The sequence below is a fragment of the Brevundimonas sp. genome, from assembly GCF_965278935.1.
GTDB lineage: Bacteria > Pseudomonadota > Alphaproteobacteria > Caulobacterales > Caulobacteraceae > Brevundimonas.
Map to the genome: position 1 here is coordinate 1,978,076 of NZ_OZ257124.1, position 16,190 is coordinate 1,994,265.

The window sequence follows — 16,190 nt, forward strand, 5'->3', positions numbered from 1 at the left end:
GCATCAGCCGGCCTCCCCGAGAGCGCTCTCGGTCATCTTCGCGATGGTCCGTGTGGTGGAATAGCCGTCGGCGAATTCGGCCAGACGGACCTCGCCGCCCCAGCTCTCGACCAGATCGCCGCCGACCACGCCTTCGCGGGTGTAGTCCGCGCCCTTGATCAGGACATCGGGGCGCAGGCGTTCGATCAGGGCGAGCGGAGTCGGATCGTCGAAAGAGGTGACGCGGTCGACGCTGGCGAGTCCGCCGATGACCACGGCGCGGCTGTCGAGGTCGTTCACGGGGCGGCCGTCGCCCTTGAGCCGGCTTACCGAGGCGTCGGTGTTGAGCGCCACGACCAGCCGATCGCACCAGCTACGTGCCTGCGCCAGGTAGGCGACGTGGCCGCGGTGGAGGATGTCGAAACAGCCGTTGGTGAAGCCGACCTTCAACCCCTGACGGCGCCAGGCCTCGACCTCGGCGGCGAGGTCATCGAGCGCCGTGACCTTGGCCAAGGCCGCGCCGGCGTGTTGGCTCATCTCTGCCTCGATCAGTTCAGCCGGGCTGACGACCGCCGTGCCGCTCTTGCCCACGACGACGCCCGAGGCGAGGATCGCGAGTTGCACCGCCTGCTCCAGCGAGGCGCCCGCGCCTAGCGCCAGACCCAGGGCCGCCAGACCCGTATCGCCAGCGCCGGAGACGTCGAACACCTCTCGGGCACGGCCGGGGAAATGTTGCGCCGTCTCGCCACGCCGCATCAGGCTCATGCCCTTGCCGGCGCGGGTGACGACGATGGCTTTCGCGGTCGTGGCGGCCAGAAGAGCCTCCAGCGCCGCCTCAATCTCGGCGTCGGTCTCGACCGGCAGGCCGGTGGCGCCGGCCAGTTCGGAGGCGTTGGGCTTGATCAGATCGACGGCGCCGTAGCGGGCGAAGTCTCGGCCCTTGGGATCGACGATGACCACGGCGCCCGTCTGCTGCGCCTGCCAGAGGGCCGAGCGGATCAGCCGTTCGGTGACAACGCCCTTCGCGTAGTCCGATAGAAGAATGGCGGAAGCATTTGCAAACACGTCCTCGCGGGCGAAGGCGCCGACGGCCACCTCCTCTTCGTCTAGCCGCATGAGTTGCTGGCCGCCCGAGACGTAGCGGGTTTTCACGACGGTGCCCGCCGGGCCGGTGCGGTCGATGAAATCCTCGATCCGGTCCTCCGCAGAAACCAGTCGGGCCAGTTCCTCGCCGGCAGCATCGGCGCCCGCGACGCCGCCGAGCCGGGCCAGACCGCCGAGAGCGGCGACGTTGCGGGCGACGTTGCCGACACCGCCGGGCATGGACACCGTTCGGCGCGAGCGAAGGACCGGGATCGGGGCCTCGGGCGAGATGCGGCTGACCTCGCCATAGACATAGCGGTCGAGCATCAGGTCGCCGACGCAGGCCACCGTCTGGTCGCGCGCGCGATCGAGCAGGCTTTGCAGGGCGCCGAGGTCCAGGGTGCGATCAACCATCGCCTTGGCCTATCGGATTCAGGCGGCCTTCGCCATCCGGGCCTTGGACAGATCGTCATAGGCCAGCAGTTCGGCGACCAGACCCTCGAACTGGTTCAGGGGCACCATGTTGGGGCCGTCCGACGGGGCGTGGTCGGGATCCTGGTGGGTCTCCATGAAGACCGCGTCGACGCCGACGGCGACGGCGGCGCGGGCCAGGACCGGCACGAACTCGCGCTGGCCGCCCGAAGACGTCCCCTGCCCGCCCGGCTGCTGGACGGAGTGGGTCGCGTCGAACACGACCGGGCAGCCGATCTCGCGCAGCACCGGCAGGGCGCGCATGTCGCTGACCAGGGTGTTGTAGCCGAAGCTGGCGCCACGCTCGCAGGCCATGACGTTCGGATTGCCGGCGCCGACGACCTTGGCGATGACGTTCTTCATGTCCCAGGGGGCCAGGAACTGCCCCTTCTTGATGTTGATCGCCTTGCCGGTGGCGGCGGCGGCCAGCAGCAGGTCGGTCTGGCGGCTGAGGAAGGCGGGGATCTGAAGCACGTCCACGACCTCGCCGGCGATGCGGCAGTGTTCCTCGGTGTGGACGTCGGTCAGGACCGGCAGGCCAAGGGCCTCGCGGATTTCGGCGAAGATCGGCAGCGACCCTTCCAGACCAAACCCGCGTGCGGCGCCGGCCGAGGTGCGGTTCGCCTTGTCGAAGCTGGTCTTGTAGATGATGCCGACGTTCAGCCGCTCGCCGATTTCCTTCAGGGCGTGGGCCATCTCCAAGGCGTGCTGGCGGCTTTCCAGCTGGCACGGGCCGGCGATGAGAGCGATGCGGGCGCCGCCGCCGATGACGACCGGCGTCTTGATGCCGTTTCCGGAAAGAGTGATGACGGAATTGGGAGCGCTCACGGGCGGGCCTTTTCTCTGGGACGTTCTGGCGGGTGGCGCGTTGGCAATGCCACGCCTATGGGGCGGTCAGGTGGCCCCGCGGGCCTGTTTTTTCAACCTACCACGGAGATCCGAGGCGTGACCACTCAGGACCAGTCGCCCATCATCCTGTGGTTCCGGCAGGACCTGCGTCTGGCCGACAATCCGGCGCTGAACCACGCGCACGCCAGCGGACGGCCGATCGTGCCGGTCTACATCCTCGACCAAGGGCATGCGGTTCGACCGATCGGCGGGGCGTCGCTGTGGTGGCTCGACAAGTCGCTGAGGGCGCTGTCGGGCGCCATCGCGGAGCGCGGCGGGCGCCTGATCCTGAGACGCGGTGATTCGGAGGCCGAACTGCGCCGCCTGATCGAGGAAACGGGCGCGACCTGCGTGCTGATGAACCGGTTGTTCGAGCCGGACGCGTGGGCTCGCGACGCCGACATCGCCCATTCGTTGCAAGCCGATGATGTCGAGGTGAAGGGGTTCAACGGCGCGCTGCTGGCGCGGCCGGGGTCGGTGGTGAACGGGACAGGCGGGCCGTACAAGGTCTTCACCCCCTTCATGAAGGCGCTCAGGGCCCAGGCCGAGCCGCCGCCGCACACGACGGGACCCCGCACCTTCGAGAAGCCATCGAATCTGGACAGCGACGCCATCGATGACTGGGGCCTCCATCCGACGAAGCCGGACTGGTCCAAGGGGTTTCTCGGTGAGCCCGGAGAAGCCGGGGCGACGGTGGCGTTAGGCCGTTTCGCGTCCGGCGCGCTGAAATCTTACGCCATGGATCGCGACCGGCCGGATCGTGAGGGGACCAGCCGGTTGTCGCCGCATCTGCATTACGGAGAGATCAGCCCATGGCAGGTGTGGCGGGCCGTCCATGACGCGGCGAGCGCGGGCAAGGTTCAGGCGGCGCAGGCCGAAAAGCTGACCAGCGAACTGATCTGGCGCGATTTCTCGGCGCATCTGCTGCACCATTTCCCGACCCTGCCCGACACCGCCTTCCGGCCCGAATACGACGCGATGGAGTGGCGAACCGATCGCGCCGGGTTCAATGCCTGGAAGAAAGGCCAGACCGGCTATCCGATCGTGGACGCCGGAATGCGCGAACTCTGGACCACAGGGATCATGCACAACCGTGTGCGGATGATCGTCGCCTCATTCCTGATCAAGCACCTGTTGATCGACTGGCGGAAGGGCGAGGCGTGGTTCTGGGACACGCTGGTCGATGCCGACCTGGGGCAGAACAGCCAGAACTGGCAGTGGGTGGCCGGGTCGGGCGCCGACGCCTCTCCTTGGTTCAGGATCTTCAATCCGGTGACCCAGGGCGAGAAGTTCGATCCGGACGGGAAGTATGTGAAACGCTGGGCGCCCGAACTGGCCAATGTCCCGGCGAAGTTCGTCCACGCGCCCTGGGCCGCACCGGCCGAGGTGTTGCGCGACGCCGGCGTCACGCTCGGCAAGACCTATCCCAGGCCGCTGGTCGATCATGCCGAGGCGCGCGCGCGGGCTCTGGCGGCGTTGAAGGCCATCAAGCCGTCGGGCGAGGCGTTTCCGGACGATTGACCGTCAGGAAGGTCTGACGATCGCACCCAATGTCGTTCGCGCCGCTTCGGCTTCGGCCAGGAGTTCGGCGCGACGCTGCGGGCCGAAGTTCTCCAGCGTGCGATAAGGCATGGCGAGGCGGATGTTGTCGCGCAGCCGGTGCTGGTTCCGTTCGAGAAAGCCCCAGTACAGGCGATTGAACGGACAGGCGTTTTCACCCGCCTTGGCTTTCACGTCGTAGCGACATCCGCCGCAGTAGTCGCTCATCCGGTCGATATAGGCGCCGGACGCCGCATAGGGCTTGGACCCCATGATGCCGCCGTCGGCGAAGGTCGCCATGCCGCGCGTATTGGGCATCTCCACCCACTCATAGGCGTCGGCGTAGACGACCATGTACCAGTCGTCGATCTCGTCGGGATGGACGCCCAGCAGCATGGCGAGGTTGCCCGTCACCATCAGCCGCTGGATATGGTGGGCGTAGGCGTGGCTGCGGGTCATCGACACCACATCGGCGACGCAGGCCATGTCCGTCTCGCCCGACCAGTAAAACCAGGGCAGGACCCGGTCGGCGTCCAGGAAGTTCCGCCGGGCGTACTCGGGCATCTTCAGCCAGTAGATGCCGCGCACGAACTCGCGCCAGCCGATGATCTGGCGGATGAAGCCCTCGACGGCGTTCAGGGGTGCGCGCCCGGCGCGGTATTCGATCTCGGCGCGGCGACAGACGTCGAGCGGGTCCATCAGGCCGAGATTGATGGAGGTCGAGATCAGCCCGTGCCACATCCACGGCTCGCCGTGCGCCATCGCGTCCTGCCAATCGCCGAAGCCCGGAAGGATGTTCGCGAGGAAGTCCGCCAGCACAGTCTCGGCCTGTTCCGAGGTCGTCGGCCAGCCGAAGGCGTCGAGGTCGCCGAAGTGGTCGGGGAACAGGCGGGCGACGTCGGCGATGGCTTCACGCGCCACCGCATCAGGCGGGCTGCGCAGCCGCTTGGGCGGACGCAGCCCCTTCGTCAGCTTCTTGCGGTTCTCGGCGTCGTAGTTCCACTGGCCGCCGACCGGCTGGCCGTCGTCGAGAAGAAGGCCGGTCTCGCGTCGCATCTCGCGGTAGAAGAACTCCATCCGCAGCGAGGATTTTCCGGAGGCCCAGCGGCGAAAGCGGTCGTGCGAGCAGATGAACCGGTCGTCCTCGCGGATGTCGACCGGGACGCGCGCGACTTCGGCGAAGGCGGCCAGGGCCTCGGCCAGGCGCCATTCGCCGCACTCCGTCATCACGACCGCTCCGAAAGGCTGCCCCTCCAAGGCCCGGTGCATTTCGCCGACGATCGACCCGGTGTTGGCCGGGTCGTCGATGCGGACATAGCGAACGGTCACGCCGCGCGCCTCGAGCCGCAGCGCAAAGCTCCGCATCGCGGCGAAGATCAGGGCGATCTTCTGCTTGTGGTGTCTGACGTAGGTGGCCTCGTCCTTGACCTCGGCCATCAGGACGACGTCGCGGTCCGGGTCGATACCGCTCAGGGCGGACAGGCTGTCGGACAGCTGGTCACCCAGTACCAGACGCAGCATGCCCGTCGCGGCCGTGGTAGTCTGGGTCATGGCCAGTCTGTCTCCCCTCGTTTCCGCATCCGAACTCCTCGCCGCGCTCGGCGATCCGGACCTGAAGGTTCTCGACGCCAGCTGGCATCTGGACGGCACGCCTGCACGGCCGATCTTTGAAGCCGGGCATATTCCGGGGGCGGCCTTCTTCGATCTGGAGGCGATATCCGATCAGGTAAACCCCCTGCCCCATATGATGCCGTCGGCGGATCACTTCGGCGAGCAGGTCGGTCGACTGGGCGTGTCAGAGACCGACCGGATCGTCGTCTATGACACCTTCGGCCTGTTCACGGCGGCCCGCGCCTGGTGGATGTTCCGGGCCATGGGCTGCGCCCGGGTCCAGGTGCTCGACGGCGGTCTGCCGGCATGGATCCGGATGGGCGGAGCTCTGGAGACCGGGGCGGCGTCGCCTGCGCCTGCGACCTTCAAGGCCGATCCGCGCCCGGAGATGATCGCAGACGTGGACCGTGTCCGGGTCGCGCTTGACAGCGGAGAGCCGGTGCTGGACGCGCGTGCGGCCGGACGGTTCGCGGGGGCCGCCCCGGAGCCGCGTCCCGGCCTGCGCGCAGGTCATATGCCGGGCGCCGTGAACCTGCCGTTCGGGGAACTGCTGACCTCAGAGGGCCTGATGCGCGAGCCGGAGGCGCTGGAAGCGGCGTTCGCGGCGCGGGGACTGGGGCCGGCGGACCGGCCGATCGCCAGTTGCGGCTCCGGCGTCACCGCCGCGGTGCCGCTGCTGGCCCTGACCCTCCTCGGGCGCGAGGGCGTGCTCTACGACGGGTCCTGGGCCGAATGGGGCGGCCGGGACGACACGGAGGTCGTCACCGGCCCCTGATCCCTCAGGCCACGGCCGCGACGGTCGGCGGCGTCTCGGGCTTCGGCGGAACCGGATCGTCTTTCTCGCCACGCGAGACGACGGTGGCCAGCACCAAGTCGCCCGTGACGTTCAGCACGGTCCGGCACATGTCGAGGAAGCGGTCGACGCCGAGGATCAGGCCGATGCCTTCGGCCGGTACGCCCACCATGACAAGGATCATGGCGATGACCGGCAGGGAGCCCGCCGGAACGCCCGCCGTGCCCACACCGCCGAGGATGCAGACCAGCATCACGACGATCTGCTGGGTCAGCGACAGCTCGATCTGGAAGAACTGGGCCAGGAACAGGACGGTGACCCCCTCGAACAGGGCCGTGCCGTTCTGGTTAGCCGTGGCGCCGACGGTCAGGACGAAGCGGGCGATCTTGCGCGGCAGCTTCAGCTCTTCCTCGGCCGCCTTCAGCGAGACCGGCAGAGAGGCGTTGGACGAGGCCGTCGAGAAGGCCACGATCATCGGGCGCTGAACGCCCTTGAAGAAGGTGATCGGGTTCATGCCGCCGCCGATCCAGACGACCAGCGGATAGACCACGAACATGTGGATCGCCATCGCGCCCACGGCCACTCCGACATAGGCCGCCAGCCGCACCATCAGATCCCAGCCGAACAGGGCGGCCAGGTTGAACATCAGACAGGCGATGGCGATCGGCGCCAGTTTGATCACCAGATTGATGAGCTTCATCGTGACTTCGAGGATGCCCTCGATGACGTGCTGGAGCTTGTCGGTGTTGGGGCTCTTGGCCATGACTAGGCCGATGCCGAACAGCAGGGCGAAGATCATGACCGGCAGGATCTGGTTCTCAGACGCCGCCGTGAAGATGTTCGACGGGATCAGGTCGAGGAAGAAGCTGCCGAACTGGACGCTCTCGGGCGCCTTTTCGACGATGGCTGCGGCCCCTTCGGCGCCCTGGGTCAGCAGTTGTTGCGCCAGCACCGGATCGACGCCGTCGCCGGGGCGGAAATAGTTGACCATGCCCAGGCCGATCAGCACCGCAATGCCCGACACGAGGATGGTCAGGAGCAAGGTCTTGATGCCCGCGCGACCGAGAGACTTCAGGTCGCCCATCTCGGCCACGCCGACGACGAGGGCGGAGAACAACAATGGGATCACCAGCATGAACAGCAGGCGCAGGAAGATCTGGCCCGCCGGACCGGTGACGTTGGACGTCACCCACTCGACCCACCAGACATCCGGACCGACGTACTGGTTGACGTACAGACCCGCCCCCAGCCCGATCACGAAGCCGAATAGCATCAGCCAGTGGAGCGGAATGCCGCCCTTCTTCGTCGTATCCATTCGTCCCCCGAAAGCGCCGAACGCGTTCCCGCGCTCGCGCCAGATCATTATCGGACCGGCAGGCCGTAGATCAGGCCGCCCGGTCGAGCGTTCCATTGTGCATTCAACCCGCGGGCCAGGTCGAGAGGCGATTGCGAACCGAGGTTCCGTTCGAAGATTTCGCCGTAGTTGCCCACGCCTTCGATCGCATCCGCAGCCCAGGCTTTCGACAGGCCCAGGCGGGGGCCGAAGTCGCCTTCCGCGCCCAGCAGGCGGCGAACCTGGGGCTCGTGTGCGTTCTCGGCCCGGTCCTCGACGTTCGCCTGGGTCACGCCCAGTTCCTCGGCGAGGATGATGGCGTTGAGGGTCCACCGAACCACGGCGGTCCACTGCTCGTCGCCGCGTCGGGTAACCGGGCCCAAAGGCTCTTTCGAAATGACGTCCGACAGCACGACGTGCTGCTGGGGATCGGCGAGGGTCGTGCGGGCCGCCGCGAGGGCCGAGACGTCGGCGGTGAAGGCGTCGCAGGTCTCGCGGCTGTAGGCCTGACGCGCGGCCTCCTCGGTCGGCAGGACCACGGCGCGATAGTCGATGCCCCGGCTGCGGAAATAGTCCTCGGCGTTGAGGGCGCTGGTCGACCCTGCCTGGACGCAGACGCGGGCGCCGTTCAGTTCCGAGGCGCTGTTCAGATCGAGCGAGCGGCGAACGAGGAAGCCTTGGCCGTCGTAGTAGTTGACCCCGGCGAAGGCCAACTGGCCGCTGGTATCGCGTTCCATCGTCCAGGAGGTGTTGCGCCACAGGACGTCGATCCGCCCGTCCGCCAGGGCCTGGAACCGGTTCTCGGCCGTTAGGGGCACGAACCGCACAGCGTCCGGGTCCCCGAAGATGGCCGCCGCGAGCCCGCGGCAGAAGTCTACGTCGAACCCGCGCCATTCGCCCCGATTGTCGGTGTAGGCGAAACCGACCAGCCCCTGATTGACGCCGCAGTTCAACCGTCCGCGTCGCTTGATCGCGGTCAGGGTCGGACTTTCGACCGGTGCGGCGGCGGTCCGGGTCGCGCCGGTCGTCGGCTGGACCGCCGGCTCGTTGGTCTGTTGTTCGCCGCGCCCGCAGGCGGCCAGAAGGGTCAGGCCCGCGAGGCCCGCCAGTCGCATCCAGAAAGCCCCGGCTCGTTCGCCCATGGTCCGTCCCGCGTCCGCTGCGACAGCGACTCGCTTGCCGCCGCCTCTTGCGCCCCCGCTGCTTTAGAGGCCTTTGGGGCTTCGTTCGCAACCCGTTGAGGCCGCCATGGACCCGCTTTCCGACCGCACCCGGCTGATCGCATCGGCGACCCGGCGCGGGGGCGGACGCCGTCCGGTCAATCCGCCGATCGAGCGCGCCTCGACCCTGCTGTCGGACGCCGTCGGCGACATGCGAAACGATCGCCTTGGTCCGCTCTACGGCATCGACGGGACGGCCTCGCAGGACGCGCTGCGACGGGCCGTCGCCGATCTGGAGGGCGCACGGGCCTGCTGGCTGGCGCCGTCGGGGCTGGCGGCGGTGACCCTGCCGCTGATGGCCCTGACGCGGCCCGGCGACGAGATCCTGACCACGGACGCCGTCTATGGCCCCGTCCGGCGCTTCCTGACCCGCCATATGGCCGCGCGCGGCGTCACTGCCCGCTTCCATCCCGCCGACGCCTCGGCAGAGGAAGCGGCCGCGATGATCTCCGACCGGACCGGGGTGGTGCTGATCGAATCGCCGGGGTCGCTGACGTTCGAGATGATCGACGTCCCTGCCTTGGCCGCCGCCGCCCGGGCGCGCGGGGCGCTGACCGTCATGGACAGCACCTGGGCTGCCGGACTGGCGTTCAAGCCTCTGGCCCACGGCGTGGATGTCAGCGTCCAGGCCCTGACCAAATACGCCGGCGGCCATTCGGACCTGATGCTGGGGGCGGTGTGCGCGAACGACGCGGCGGTCATCAAGGCTATCGCCGACGCCAATGAGGACATCGGCCTGTGCGTTTCGCCGGACGACGCCTGGCTGGCCCTGCGAGGCCTCCGCACCCTGCCCCTTCGCTATGCGGAACAGGCGCGTTCGATGAGGCAGGTGGCCGACTGGCTGGCGGGCAGGCCGGAGGTCTCCCGCGTGCTGCACCCCGCCCTGCCCGGCGATCCGGGTCATGCCCTGTGGACCCGTGATTTCAGCGGCGCGGCGTCCCTGTTCGGAGTGGTGATGAAGGGCGGCGACGCCAGGGCCGCCCACGCCTTCCTCGACGCGCTCAGCCTGTTCGGCCTCGGCTATTCCTGGGGCGGGTTCGAGAGCCTGATCACGTTCGAGACGCCCCAGATGGCGTTCCGCGAGGCTCCGCCTGTGCTGGAGGGGCCATTGCTGCGGCTGCATGTGGGGTTGGAGGATCCGACGGAGTTGATCGCGGATCTGGAGCGAGGATTGTTGCTCTGGGCGGATCGGTCCGCCTAACTGGCGCGCGACTCCGGAGTTCTCTGAATGTCATTGGCCGCCCCGATCATCGCCGCGCTCATCGGTCTTGTCGCGCTCCAGGACGCCGTCCCTGACAGCTGGGAGTTGACCGAAAGGCCGGGTATCGCAATGGCGAGCGTTCGCTACGCCGGCGGACAGGCTCTCGCGATCCGATGCGCCGGGGGCCAGGTCGAGACCTTTCTGGCCGGAGCGGAGGCGCCTGCCGAACCCGGCCGCCTCGAGCTGAGCTTCGACGATGAAGCCTTCCAGCCACAAAGCTGGCTTTCCCTGCAGGTGGGCGGCGTCATCCATTCCATGGATCCGCTGCTCACGGCACGGCGACTGGCTGCGTCACGCCGGGTGTCTATCCGCGTCCCCGCTTCCGACGGACGCTCCCTGCGGTACGATCTGGACCTCCCGCAGTCGGCGGACGCCATAACAACAGTGCTAGAGCGGTGCGGAGCGCCTACGGAGGACCCTCGCGACGCCCTGCCTCATGTCTTCCTGACCGAGGGCTGGGATCGTTTGCCCCAGCCGATCTACCCCGATCGAGCGATACGAGATCACATGTCGGGCATCGTCGGCCTGAACTGCGTCACCGGAACAGGCGGTCGGGTGGAAGACTGCCGAACCGACATGGTCGCTCCGGGTGGTTACGGGTTCGAGGCCTCGGCGGAACGCGCAACCCGGGACGCCCGCCTGCCTGTCGATGCAACCACGGCGCCGGGGCGCGTGGTGACTTTCGTCATCCGCTTCAATCTGCCGCGTTGAGCCCGCCTAGGCGCCGATCTCGGGGATCATGCCGGTGACGAACGACCGCATGCCGGTCTCTGGCCGCAGCATGCCGCGCAGCAGGTTCACCGTCACCGCCGCATTATCCTCGAACACGAATCGGCTCTGGGTGAATTTGCAGTTGGCGAAACCGGGCTGTTCCACGCCCTTGAACACCAGTTGGGCGTTCCTGAATTCGCAGTCGATGAAAGTGTTTCCGTCCAGAAGCTGACGGCCTTCAAGAACCTGATTGCGGATTTCGGCCATGGGTGTCCTTGCGATCGAGATGGCGCGCCCAGCAGGACTCGAACCTGCAACATCCCGCTTAGAAGGCGGGTGCTCTATCCGGTTGAGCTATGGGCGCGTGTCTGGAGAATTGCGTCTCGGCTCAAGTAGCGAACGCCCGCGTCGTGAGCGATAGCCAAAAAAGAAGGCGGCTCAAGTAGCGAAGCGCCGCGCGGCGAGCGATAGCCGCCCCCCTTGAATCAATGCGTCCAGGGCTGCTTGCGGGCGGTGGCGAAGTTGTCGGCGTAGGCCTTCAGGATCACCGGCGGCTCCTGCGGCTCGTGCAGGCGGAACGCGATGCCGTGGCGCTCGGCGTAGGCGACCGCGTCTTCCTTCGTCTCGAAGGTCAGGCGGACCTGGCCGTTCATGTCGGAAGAACTGGTCCAGCCCATCAGCGGATCGATGGTGCGCGCCGACGCCGGCTCGAAGTCCAGACGCCAGTCCTTCGACTTGGCCTTGCCCGACTGCATGGCGGTCTTTGCGGGGCGGTAGATGCGGGCCAGCATGGCAAGAACTCGGGCTAGCGGGAAACTCCCGCGGCTCAAGCAGCGAGCGCCCGCGGCGCGAGCGTAGCCGCCAACAAAACCCTTGGCTCAAGTAGCGAGACGCCGCGCGTCGAGCGGTAGCCACTCAAGACAATGGTCGGAGTGAGAGGATTCGAACCTCCGACCCTCTGGTCCCAAACCAGATGCGCTACCAGGCTGCGCTACACTCCGGCGGAGGGGTCTGCCAGCAACCGCGCCAACCTGCAAGGAAGAATGGGGTGCAATGCAAGAATGGCGTCAGGGCTTGAAGAACGGGTGGACGATCTTGTCGCCGGGCTTGGCGCCGATCTGTTCGGTCAGGCCGGCGCGGACCTCCAGCACCCCGTTCGCGGCCCCGTTCGAGGGCAGAGGCGCCTCCGAATAGGGGGTGGCGTGGTGGGCGATGGAGACGATCGAGCCGGTCGGATCGATGTAGATGATGTCCAGCGAGCTCGGCGTGTTGCGCATCCAGAAGGATCGCTCGGCGGAATCCGGGAATTCGAACAGCATGCCGCGGTCGTCGGCGAGCGGGGGTCGGAACATCAGACCGCGCTCGCGCTCGGGCTCGTCGTCGGCGATCTCGACCAGGAGTTCGTGCTCGCCCGAGGCCGTGACGATCTTCAGCTCTTCCAGCGGACGGCCGGCCTCGTCGACCGGCGCAGAGGATTTGGCGCAGCCGGACAGGGCCAGGCCGAACGCCAGAGATCCGGCAATGAGCAAACGTCTCGACAGCATGACCGCCCTTTCGGGGCGACCGATCAGTCGCCCGGTCTGATTTCCGCGACCACCAGACCCTTGGGGCCTTCGGCGAATCGCACCGCGACCGTTTCGCCGGGGACCAGATCGTCCAGTCCGCAGCGACGCAGGGTCTCGATATGGACGAAGATATCCCCCGGATCGGTCGCGCGCACCACGAAACCGTAGCCCTTGGTGCGATTGAACCATTTCACCGTTGCGGTCTCGAGCGCGCCGGAGGCCTCTGTATCGCCCGGCTCCCGGATGGACCGGGGATCGGCCCGCAGGCCTTCGTAGCCGGAGCGTCGTACGTGAGCCTCGACCTCGCCTGCGCCGAGATCATGGACCTGGACCACCTGCCAGCCCTTGGGACGGCGCGCGCAGTCGCATTCGATGGGCGCGCCCTCGCCGGCCGATTCCCAGCCGCCGTCGCGCAGGCTGCTGATGTGCAGCAGAACGTCCTTGGCCTCGGTCTGGCCGGGGTCATCGGGCACGATGAAGCCGTAGCCCTTGCCCGCATCGAACCATTTAATCCGGCCGGCGATCCGGACCGTGTCCGGCGCGTCCAGCCCCTCGTAGTCAGACACTTCAAGCCCCCCGTCCGCGCACTCCCTGCGAACGGTTCACGTTTAACACGGTTCTGTGAACGCGGGAAAATCGAAAAACGCCGGTTTCAACCGCTTTGGGACCGGAACGTGCAACGAACTGGCGCGGGGTCTCGACGCAAACACGCATCGACGACACGATCCTGCGCGTCGCGGGGGCGACGACGGTCGGCGAATGACGATGGGATGGAATGCCCCGCGTGGCAGTCCCTAGGGGAGTCGAACCCCTCTTTTCAGGTTGAAAACCTGACGTCCTAACCGATAGACGAAGGGACCGCTGCGCGGGGAAGCGGCGATATAGCGGGCGATTCCGGGGGGCGCAAGCGCCGTTTCGAACTAAGTCGCCATCCGCGGATCGGCGATGTCCTCGATCTCGAACTGCACGCCCTTGCGGCCGTTCCAGTCGTCCGCTTTCAGACGACCCACGACATTGAGACCGCCCTGCCCCGCCAGAAGCGCGCGGCCCGTCGGCAGATCGGCGCAGCGCCAGGCAATCGCCTTCACCGAGGCGCCGTCGGCCCCGACAAGGCGGCAACGAACGTGCCCCCCGTTCATCTGCACCGGCTCGCGCGCCTGGACGCCATGCAGGGCGAACAGGGGCTCGGGGTTTGCCGGACCGAAGGGGGCCAGGCGTTCGAAATCCTCGAACAGGGCGCGAGAGGCGGCACCGGGCTCGATCAGGGCGTCGACCTCGACCCAGTCCAGGGCTTCCGCATCGACCTGTTCGCCGGCCATGGCCGCGTTGAGGAAATCCCTCAGCGCGTCGATGCCGTCGGGCCTGATCGTCAGACCCGCCGCCATGGCGTGCCCTCCCCCTGCGAGCAGCAGGCCCTCGCGCCAGGCCGCCTGGATCGCGCGGCCGAGATTCATTCCAGGCTGGGAGCGGCCCGAGCCCTTGCCGACATTGCCGATCGCATCGACACCAATGACGATGACGGGCTTGCGCCAGCGCTCGCGCAGCCGCCCGGCCACGATGCCGACGACGCCGGGGTGCCACTCGTCGCCCGAGACGACCACGACGGCCGATCCGTCGGCGTGCTGGCCGGTCTGTTCGACGCGGCGGGTGGCGGTTTCGGTGACCTCGCGTTCGACCTCGCGGCGGGCGATGTTGAGGGCGTCCAGCTCCTCCGCCAGCGCCTGGGCTTCCAGCGGATCGTCGGTCGACAGCAGGCGGGCGCCGAGGTCGGCCCGGCCGATTCGTCCCCCGGCATTGATGCGCGGCCCCAGGATGAAGCCGGCATGATTCGACTTGGCCGGGCCGGGTTCTGAACCGGCGACGGCCAGCAGGGCCTTCAGGCCCGGGTTGCCCCAGTTCGACATGACCTTCAGGCCCAGCCCCGTCAGGGCGCGGTTGAAGCCCGTCAGGCCCGTCACGTCGCAGATGGCGCCGAGCGCGGCGAGATCGAGCCACTGGCGGATGTCGGGCTCTGGCGTGGTCTCGAACAGGCCGCGCTTGCGGGCCTCCCGGTTCAGGGCGGCCAGAAGTACGAAGACCACACCTGCCGCCGCGAGATTGCCCTGACCCGACGTATCGCCGGGCCGGTTCGGGTTAACGACCGCCAGACACTGCGGCGGCTCCTCGCGCATCATGTGGTGGTCGATGACCACGACCTTCAGCCCGATCCCGCAGGCATGGGCGATGGCCTCGTTGGCCGCTGCGCCGCAGTCCACGGTGATGACCAGATCGGCGCCGGAGGCCTTAAGCCGGTCGAAGGCCAGCGGGCTGGGGCCATAGCCCTCGGTCAGCCGGTCCGGAACATAGATGGGCAGATCGGCGCCGAGCGCCCGGAACCAGCGCACCAGCAGCGCCGCACTGGAGGCGCCGTCGACGTCGTAGTCTGCGAAGACATGGATCGCCTCGCCGGTCTGCATGGCGGAGACGATGGCCTCGGCCGCCGCGTCCATGTCCATGAAGGAGGACGGATTGGGGAACAGCCGCTTCAGCGTGGGTTCGAGGAAGTCCGCACCCTGATCGGCCAGCACGCCCCGCGCCGCCAGCGCCCGAGCCAGGGGCTCCGACAGGCCAAGACTCTGCATATGGGCGCGGATGACCGAGGCCTCGGCCGGCCTTTGCCGCCAAGCGCGGCCCGAGAGCGAGCGCGATACGTCGAGGAAGCCCGGCGTCAGACCAGAGGCCGAGGCTCCGTCGGCCATCAGAGCGGGCGCGTCGTGCGGATGCGCCGCACGGTGCGGGTCGAGGAATCCATCACCAGGGTGTGGGTGGTGACGAAGCCATTGCCCATCTGAACGCCGTCCAGCATGGCGCCCTTGGTCACACCGGTGGCGGCGAAGACGGCGTCCTTCGAGACCAGCTCGTGCAGGTCGTATTTGCGGTCGAAGTCGGTCACGCCGGTGCGCTGGGCGCGGGCGCGCTCGTCGTCGTTGCGGAACAGCAGACGGCCCTGGAAATGACCGCCGACGCATTTCAGCGCCGAGGCCGCCAGAACGCCTTCCGGCGCGCCGCCCGAACCCAGATAGAGGTCGATGCCCGTCTCCGGCTCGGCCGTGTGGATGACGCCGGCCACGTCGCCGTCGGTGATCAGCATGACGCGGGCGCCGACTTCGCGCAGGGCCGCGATCAGGGCCTCGTGGCGCGGACGGTCCATGACGCAGACGGTGATGTCTTCGGGCCGCACGCCCTTGGCCGCGGCCAGCGAGCGGACATTGTCGCCCGGCTTCATGTCCAGATCGACGGTGCCCGGCGCATAGCCCGGCCCGATGGCGATCTTGTCCATATAGGTGTCGGGCGCGTGCAGCATGCCGCCGCCGGCTGACATCGACAGTACCGTCAGGGCGTTGGCCATGGCCTTGGCCGTCAGGGTGGTGCCTTCCAGCGGGTCCAGGGCGATGTCGATGGCCGGGCCTTTGCCGGTGCCGACCTTCTCGCCGATGTAGAGCATCGGCGCCTCGTCGCGCTCGCCCTCGCCGATGACGATCTTGCCGTCGATGTCGAGGCTGTTCAGCGCGGTGCGCATGGCGTCGACGGCCAGCTGGTCGGCGTGCTTCTCGTCGCCTCGGCCGATCTGGGCCCAAGACGCGATCGCGGCCAGTTCGGTGACCATGGCGGCGTCTGCTGCGAGGGTCGAGGCGAAGGGGGCCGTGTCAGCCATGTCGAGATGCTCCTGAGGAGAGATGATCCCCGGATTCTGTCG

The 16,190-nt window shown here is 67.9% G+C and carries 15 protein-coding genes and 3 tRNA genes; 4 read left to right on the top strand and 14 right to left on the bottom strand.

Annotation, left to right across the window (positions count from 1 at the left end; genetic code table 11):
* Positions 1-3: 3 nt before the first annotated feature.
* Together rfaE2 and kdsA are read right to left on the bottom strand one after the other, a co-directional pair.
* Positions 4-1,476: a D-glycero-beta-D-manno-heptose 1-phosphate adenylyltransferase gene (gene rfaE2 / locus ACQY68_RS09820; protein WP_428149202.1), complete on the bottom strand. Its 1,473-nt coding sequence runs from the start codon at positions 1,474-1,476 to the stop codon at positions 4-6.
* 18 nt (positions 1,477-1,494) lie between these two features.
* On the bottom strand, positions 1,495-2,409 hold the full coding sequence (kdsA, locus tag ACQY68_RS09825) for a 3-deoxy-8-phosphooctulonate synthase (RefSeq protein ID WP_428152632.1): 915 nt from the start codon (positions 2,407-2,409) through the stop codon (positions 1,495-1,497).
* A gap of 69 nt (positions 2,410-2,478) precedes the next feature.
* Between kdsA and ACQY68_RS09830 the strand changes: the two genes are divergently transcribed.
* Positions 2,479-3,942, top strand: a complete 1,464-nt coding sequence (locus tag ACQY68_RS09830) for a cryptochrome/photolyase family protein (protein ID WP_428149203.1) — start codon at positions 2,479-2,481, stop codon at positions 3,940-3,942.
* A 3-nt stretch (positions 3,943-3,945) separates the two neighbouring features.
* Here ACQY68_RS09830 and ACQY68_RS09835 read toward each other — a convergent pair whose 3' ends face one another.
* The gene (locus ACQY68_RS09835; protein WP_428149204.1) at positions 3,946-5,511 is read right to left on the bottom strand and encodes a cryptochrome/photolyase family protein; all 1,566 of its coding nucleotides are present in this window, start codon (positions 5,509-5,511) and stop codon (positions 3,946-3,948) included.
* Here ACQY68_RS09835 and sseA point away from each other — a divergent pair.
* Positions 5,480-6,346, top strand: a complete 867-nt coding sequence (gene sseA, locus ACQY68_RS09840; protein WP_428149205.1) for a 3-mercaptopyruvate sulfurtransferase — start codon at positions 5,480-5,482, stop codon at positions 6,344-6,346. The two genes, ACQY68_RS09835 and sseA, sit on opposite strands and share 32 nt — an antisense overlap.
* Before the next feature lie 4 nt (positions 6,347-6,350).
* On the opposite strand, the gene ACQY68_RS09845 is transcribed toward sseA, so the two are convergent.
* Positions 6,351-7,679 (bottom strand): dicarboxylate/amino acid:cation symporter, encoded by a 1,329-nt coding sequence (locus ACQY68_RS09845; RefSeq protein WP_428149207.1) that lies wholly within the window; start codon positions 7,677-7,679, stop codon positions 6,351-6,353.
* 47 nt (positions 7,680-7,726) lie between these two features.
* Positions 7,727-8,839: an amino acid ABC transporter substrate-binding protein gene (locus ACQY68_RS09850; RefSeq protein WP_428149208.1), complete on the bottom strand. Its 1,113-nt coding sequence runs from the start codon at positions 8,837-8,839 to the stop codon at positions 7,727-7,729.
* A 106-nt stretch (positions 8,840-8,945) separates the two neighbouring features.
* On the opposite strand from ACQY68_RS09850, the gene metC reads away from it, so the two are divergent.
* Complete coding sequence (gene metC, locus ACQY68_RS09855; RefSeq protein ID WP_428149209.1) at positions 8,946-10,118, top strand: cystathionine beta-lyase; 1,173 nt, start codon at positions 8,946-8,948, stop codon at positions 10,116-10,118.
* Between the two features lie 27 nt (positions 10,119-10,145).
* Positions 10,146-10,889, top strand: a complete 744-nt coding sequence (locus ACQY68_RS09860) for a hypothetical protein (protein WP_428149210.1) — start codon at positions 10,146-10,148, stop codon at positions 10,887-10,889.
* A 6-nt stretch (positions 10,890-10,895) separates the two neighbouring features.
* Here ACQY68_RS09860 and ACQY68_RS09865 read toward each other — a convergent pair whose 3' ends face one another.
* From ACQY68_RS09865 to glpX, 9 genes are all read right to left on the bottom strand, one after another.
* A complete protein-coding gene (locus ACQY68_RS09865; protein ID WP_428149211.1) occupies positions 10,896-11,156 on the bottom strand; it encodes a hypothetical protein in 261 nt (86 codons plus the stop codon).
* Between the two features lie 20 nt (positions 11,157-11,176).
* Positions 11,177-11,253: transfer RNA gene (locus ACQY68_RS09870), tRNA-Arg, on the bottom strand.
* A 121-nt stretch (positions 11,254-11,374) separates the two neighbouring features.
* A complete protein-coding gene (locus ACQY68_RS09875) occupies positions 11,375-11,680 on the bottom strand; it encodes an ETC complex I subunit (RefSeq protein ID WP_428149212.1) in 306 nt (101 codons plus the stop codon).
* Between the two features lie 133 nt (positions 11,681-11,813).
* Positions 11,814-11,890 (bottom strand) — tRNA-Pro (locus ACQY68_RS09880).
* Positions 11,891-11,956: 66 nt separating this feature from the next.
* Positions 11,957-12,433, bottom strand: coding sequence for a DUF192 domain-containing protein (locus ACQY68_RS09885; RefSeq protein WP_428149213.1), 477 nt, complete (start codon positions 12,431-12,433; stop codon positions 11,957-11,959).
* Positions 12,434-12,456: 23 nt separating this feature from the next.
* The gene (locus ACQY68_RS09890; protein WP_428149214.1) at positions 12,457-13,020 is read right to left on the bottom strand and encodes a cold-shock protein; all 564 of its coding nucleotides are present in this window, start codon (positions 13,018-13,020) and stop codon (positions 12,457-12,459) included.
* A gap of 219 nt (positions 13,021-13,239) precedes the next feature.
* Positions 13,240-13,314, bottom strand: a tRNA-Glu gene (locus tag ACQY68_RS09895).
* A gap of 60 nt (positions 13,315-13,374) precedes the next feature.
* Positions 13,375-15,192: a single-stranded-DNA-specific exonuclease RecJ gene (gene recJ / locus ACQY68_RS09900; protein WP_428149215.1), complete on the bottom strand. Its 1,818-nt coding sequence runs from the start codon at positions 15,190-15,192 to the stop codon at positions 13,375-13,377.
* Positions 15,192-16,148: a class II fructose-bisphosphatase gene (gene glpX, locus ACQY68_RS09905; RefSeq protein WP_309627351.1), complete on the bottom strand. Its 957-nt coding sequence runs from the start codon at positions 16,146-16,148 to the stop codon at positions 15,192-15,194. The genes recJ and glpX overlap by 1 nt, the downstream gene beginning before the upstream one ends.
* Positions 16,149-16,190: the final 42 nt, after the last annotated feature.

Excerpts from the sequence above, each read along its gene's own strand:
- ACQY68_RS09865 (WP_428149211.1), bottom strand. The coding sequence starts at position 11,156 with ATGGCCGAAATCCGCAATCAGGTTCTTGAAGGCCGTCAGCTTCTGGAC.
- ACQY68_RS09845 (WP_428149207.1), bottom strand. The coding sequence starts at position 7,679 with ATGGATACGACGAAGAAGGGCGGCATTCCGCTCCACTGGCTGATGCTA.
- metC (WP_428149209.1), top strand. The coding sequence starts at position 8,946 with ATGGACCCGCTTTCCGACCGCACCCGGCTGATCGCATCGGCGACCCGG.
- rfaE2 (WP_428149202.1), bottom strand. The coding sequence starts at position 1,476 with ATGGTTGATCGCACCCTGGACCTCGGCGCCCTGCAAAGCCTGCTCGAT.
- ACQY68_RS09835 (WP_428149204.1), bottom strand. The coding sequence starts at position 5,511 with ATGACCCAGACTACCACGGCCGCGACGGGCATGCTGCGTCTGGTACTG.
- ACQY68_RS09875 (WP_428149212.1), bottom strand. The coding sequence starts at position 11,680 with ATGCTGGCCCGCATCTACCGCCCCGCAAAGACCGCCATGCAGTCGGGC.
- sseA (WP_428149205.1), top strand. The coding sequence starts at position 5,480 with ATGCCCGTCGCGGCCGTGGTAGTCTGGGTCATGGCCAGTCTGTCTCCC.
- ACQY68_RS09850 (WP_428149208.1), bottom strand. The coding sequence starts at position 8,839 with ATGGGCGAACGAGCCGGGGCTTTCTGGATGCGACTGGCGGGCCTCGCG.
- glpX (WP_309627351.1), bottom strand. The coding sequence starts at position 16,148 with ATGGCTGACACGGCCCCCTTCGCCTCGACCCTCGCAGCAGACGCCGCC.
- recJ (WP_428149215.1), bottom strand. The coding sequence starts at position 15,192 with ATGGCCGACGGAGCCTCGGCCTCTGGTCTGACGCCGGGCTTCCTCGAC.
- ACQY68_RS09885 (WP_428149213.1), bottom strand. The coding sequence starts at position 12,433 with ATGCTGTCGAGACGTTTGCTCATTGCCGGATCTCTGGCGTTCGGCCTG.
- ACQY68_RS09860 (WP_428149210.1), top strand. The coding sequence starts at position 10,146 with ATGTCATTGGCCGCCCCGATCATCGCCGCGCTCATCGGTCTTGTCGCG.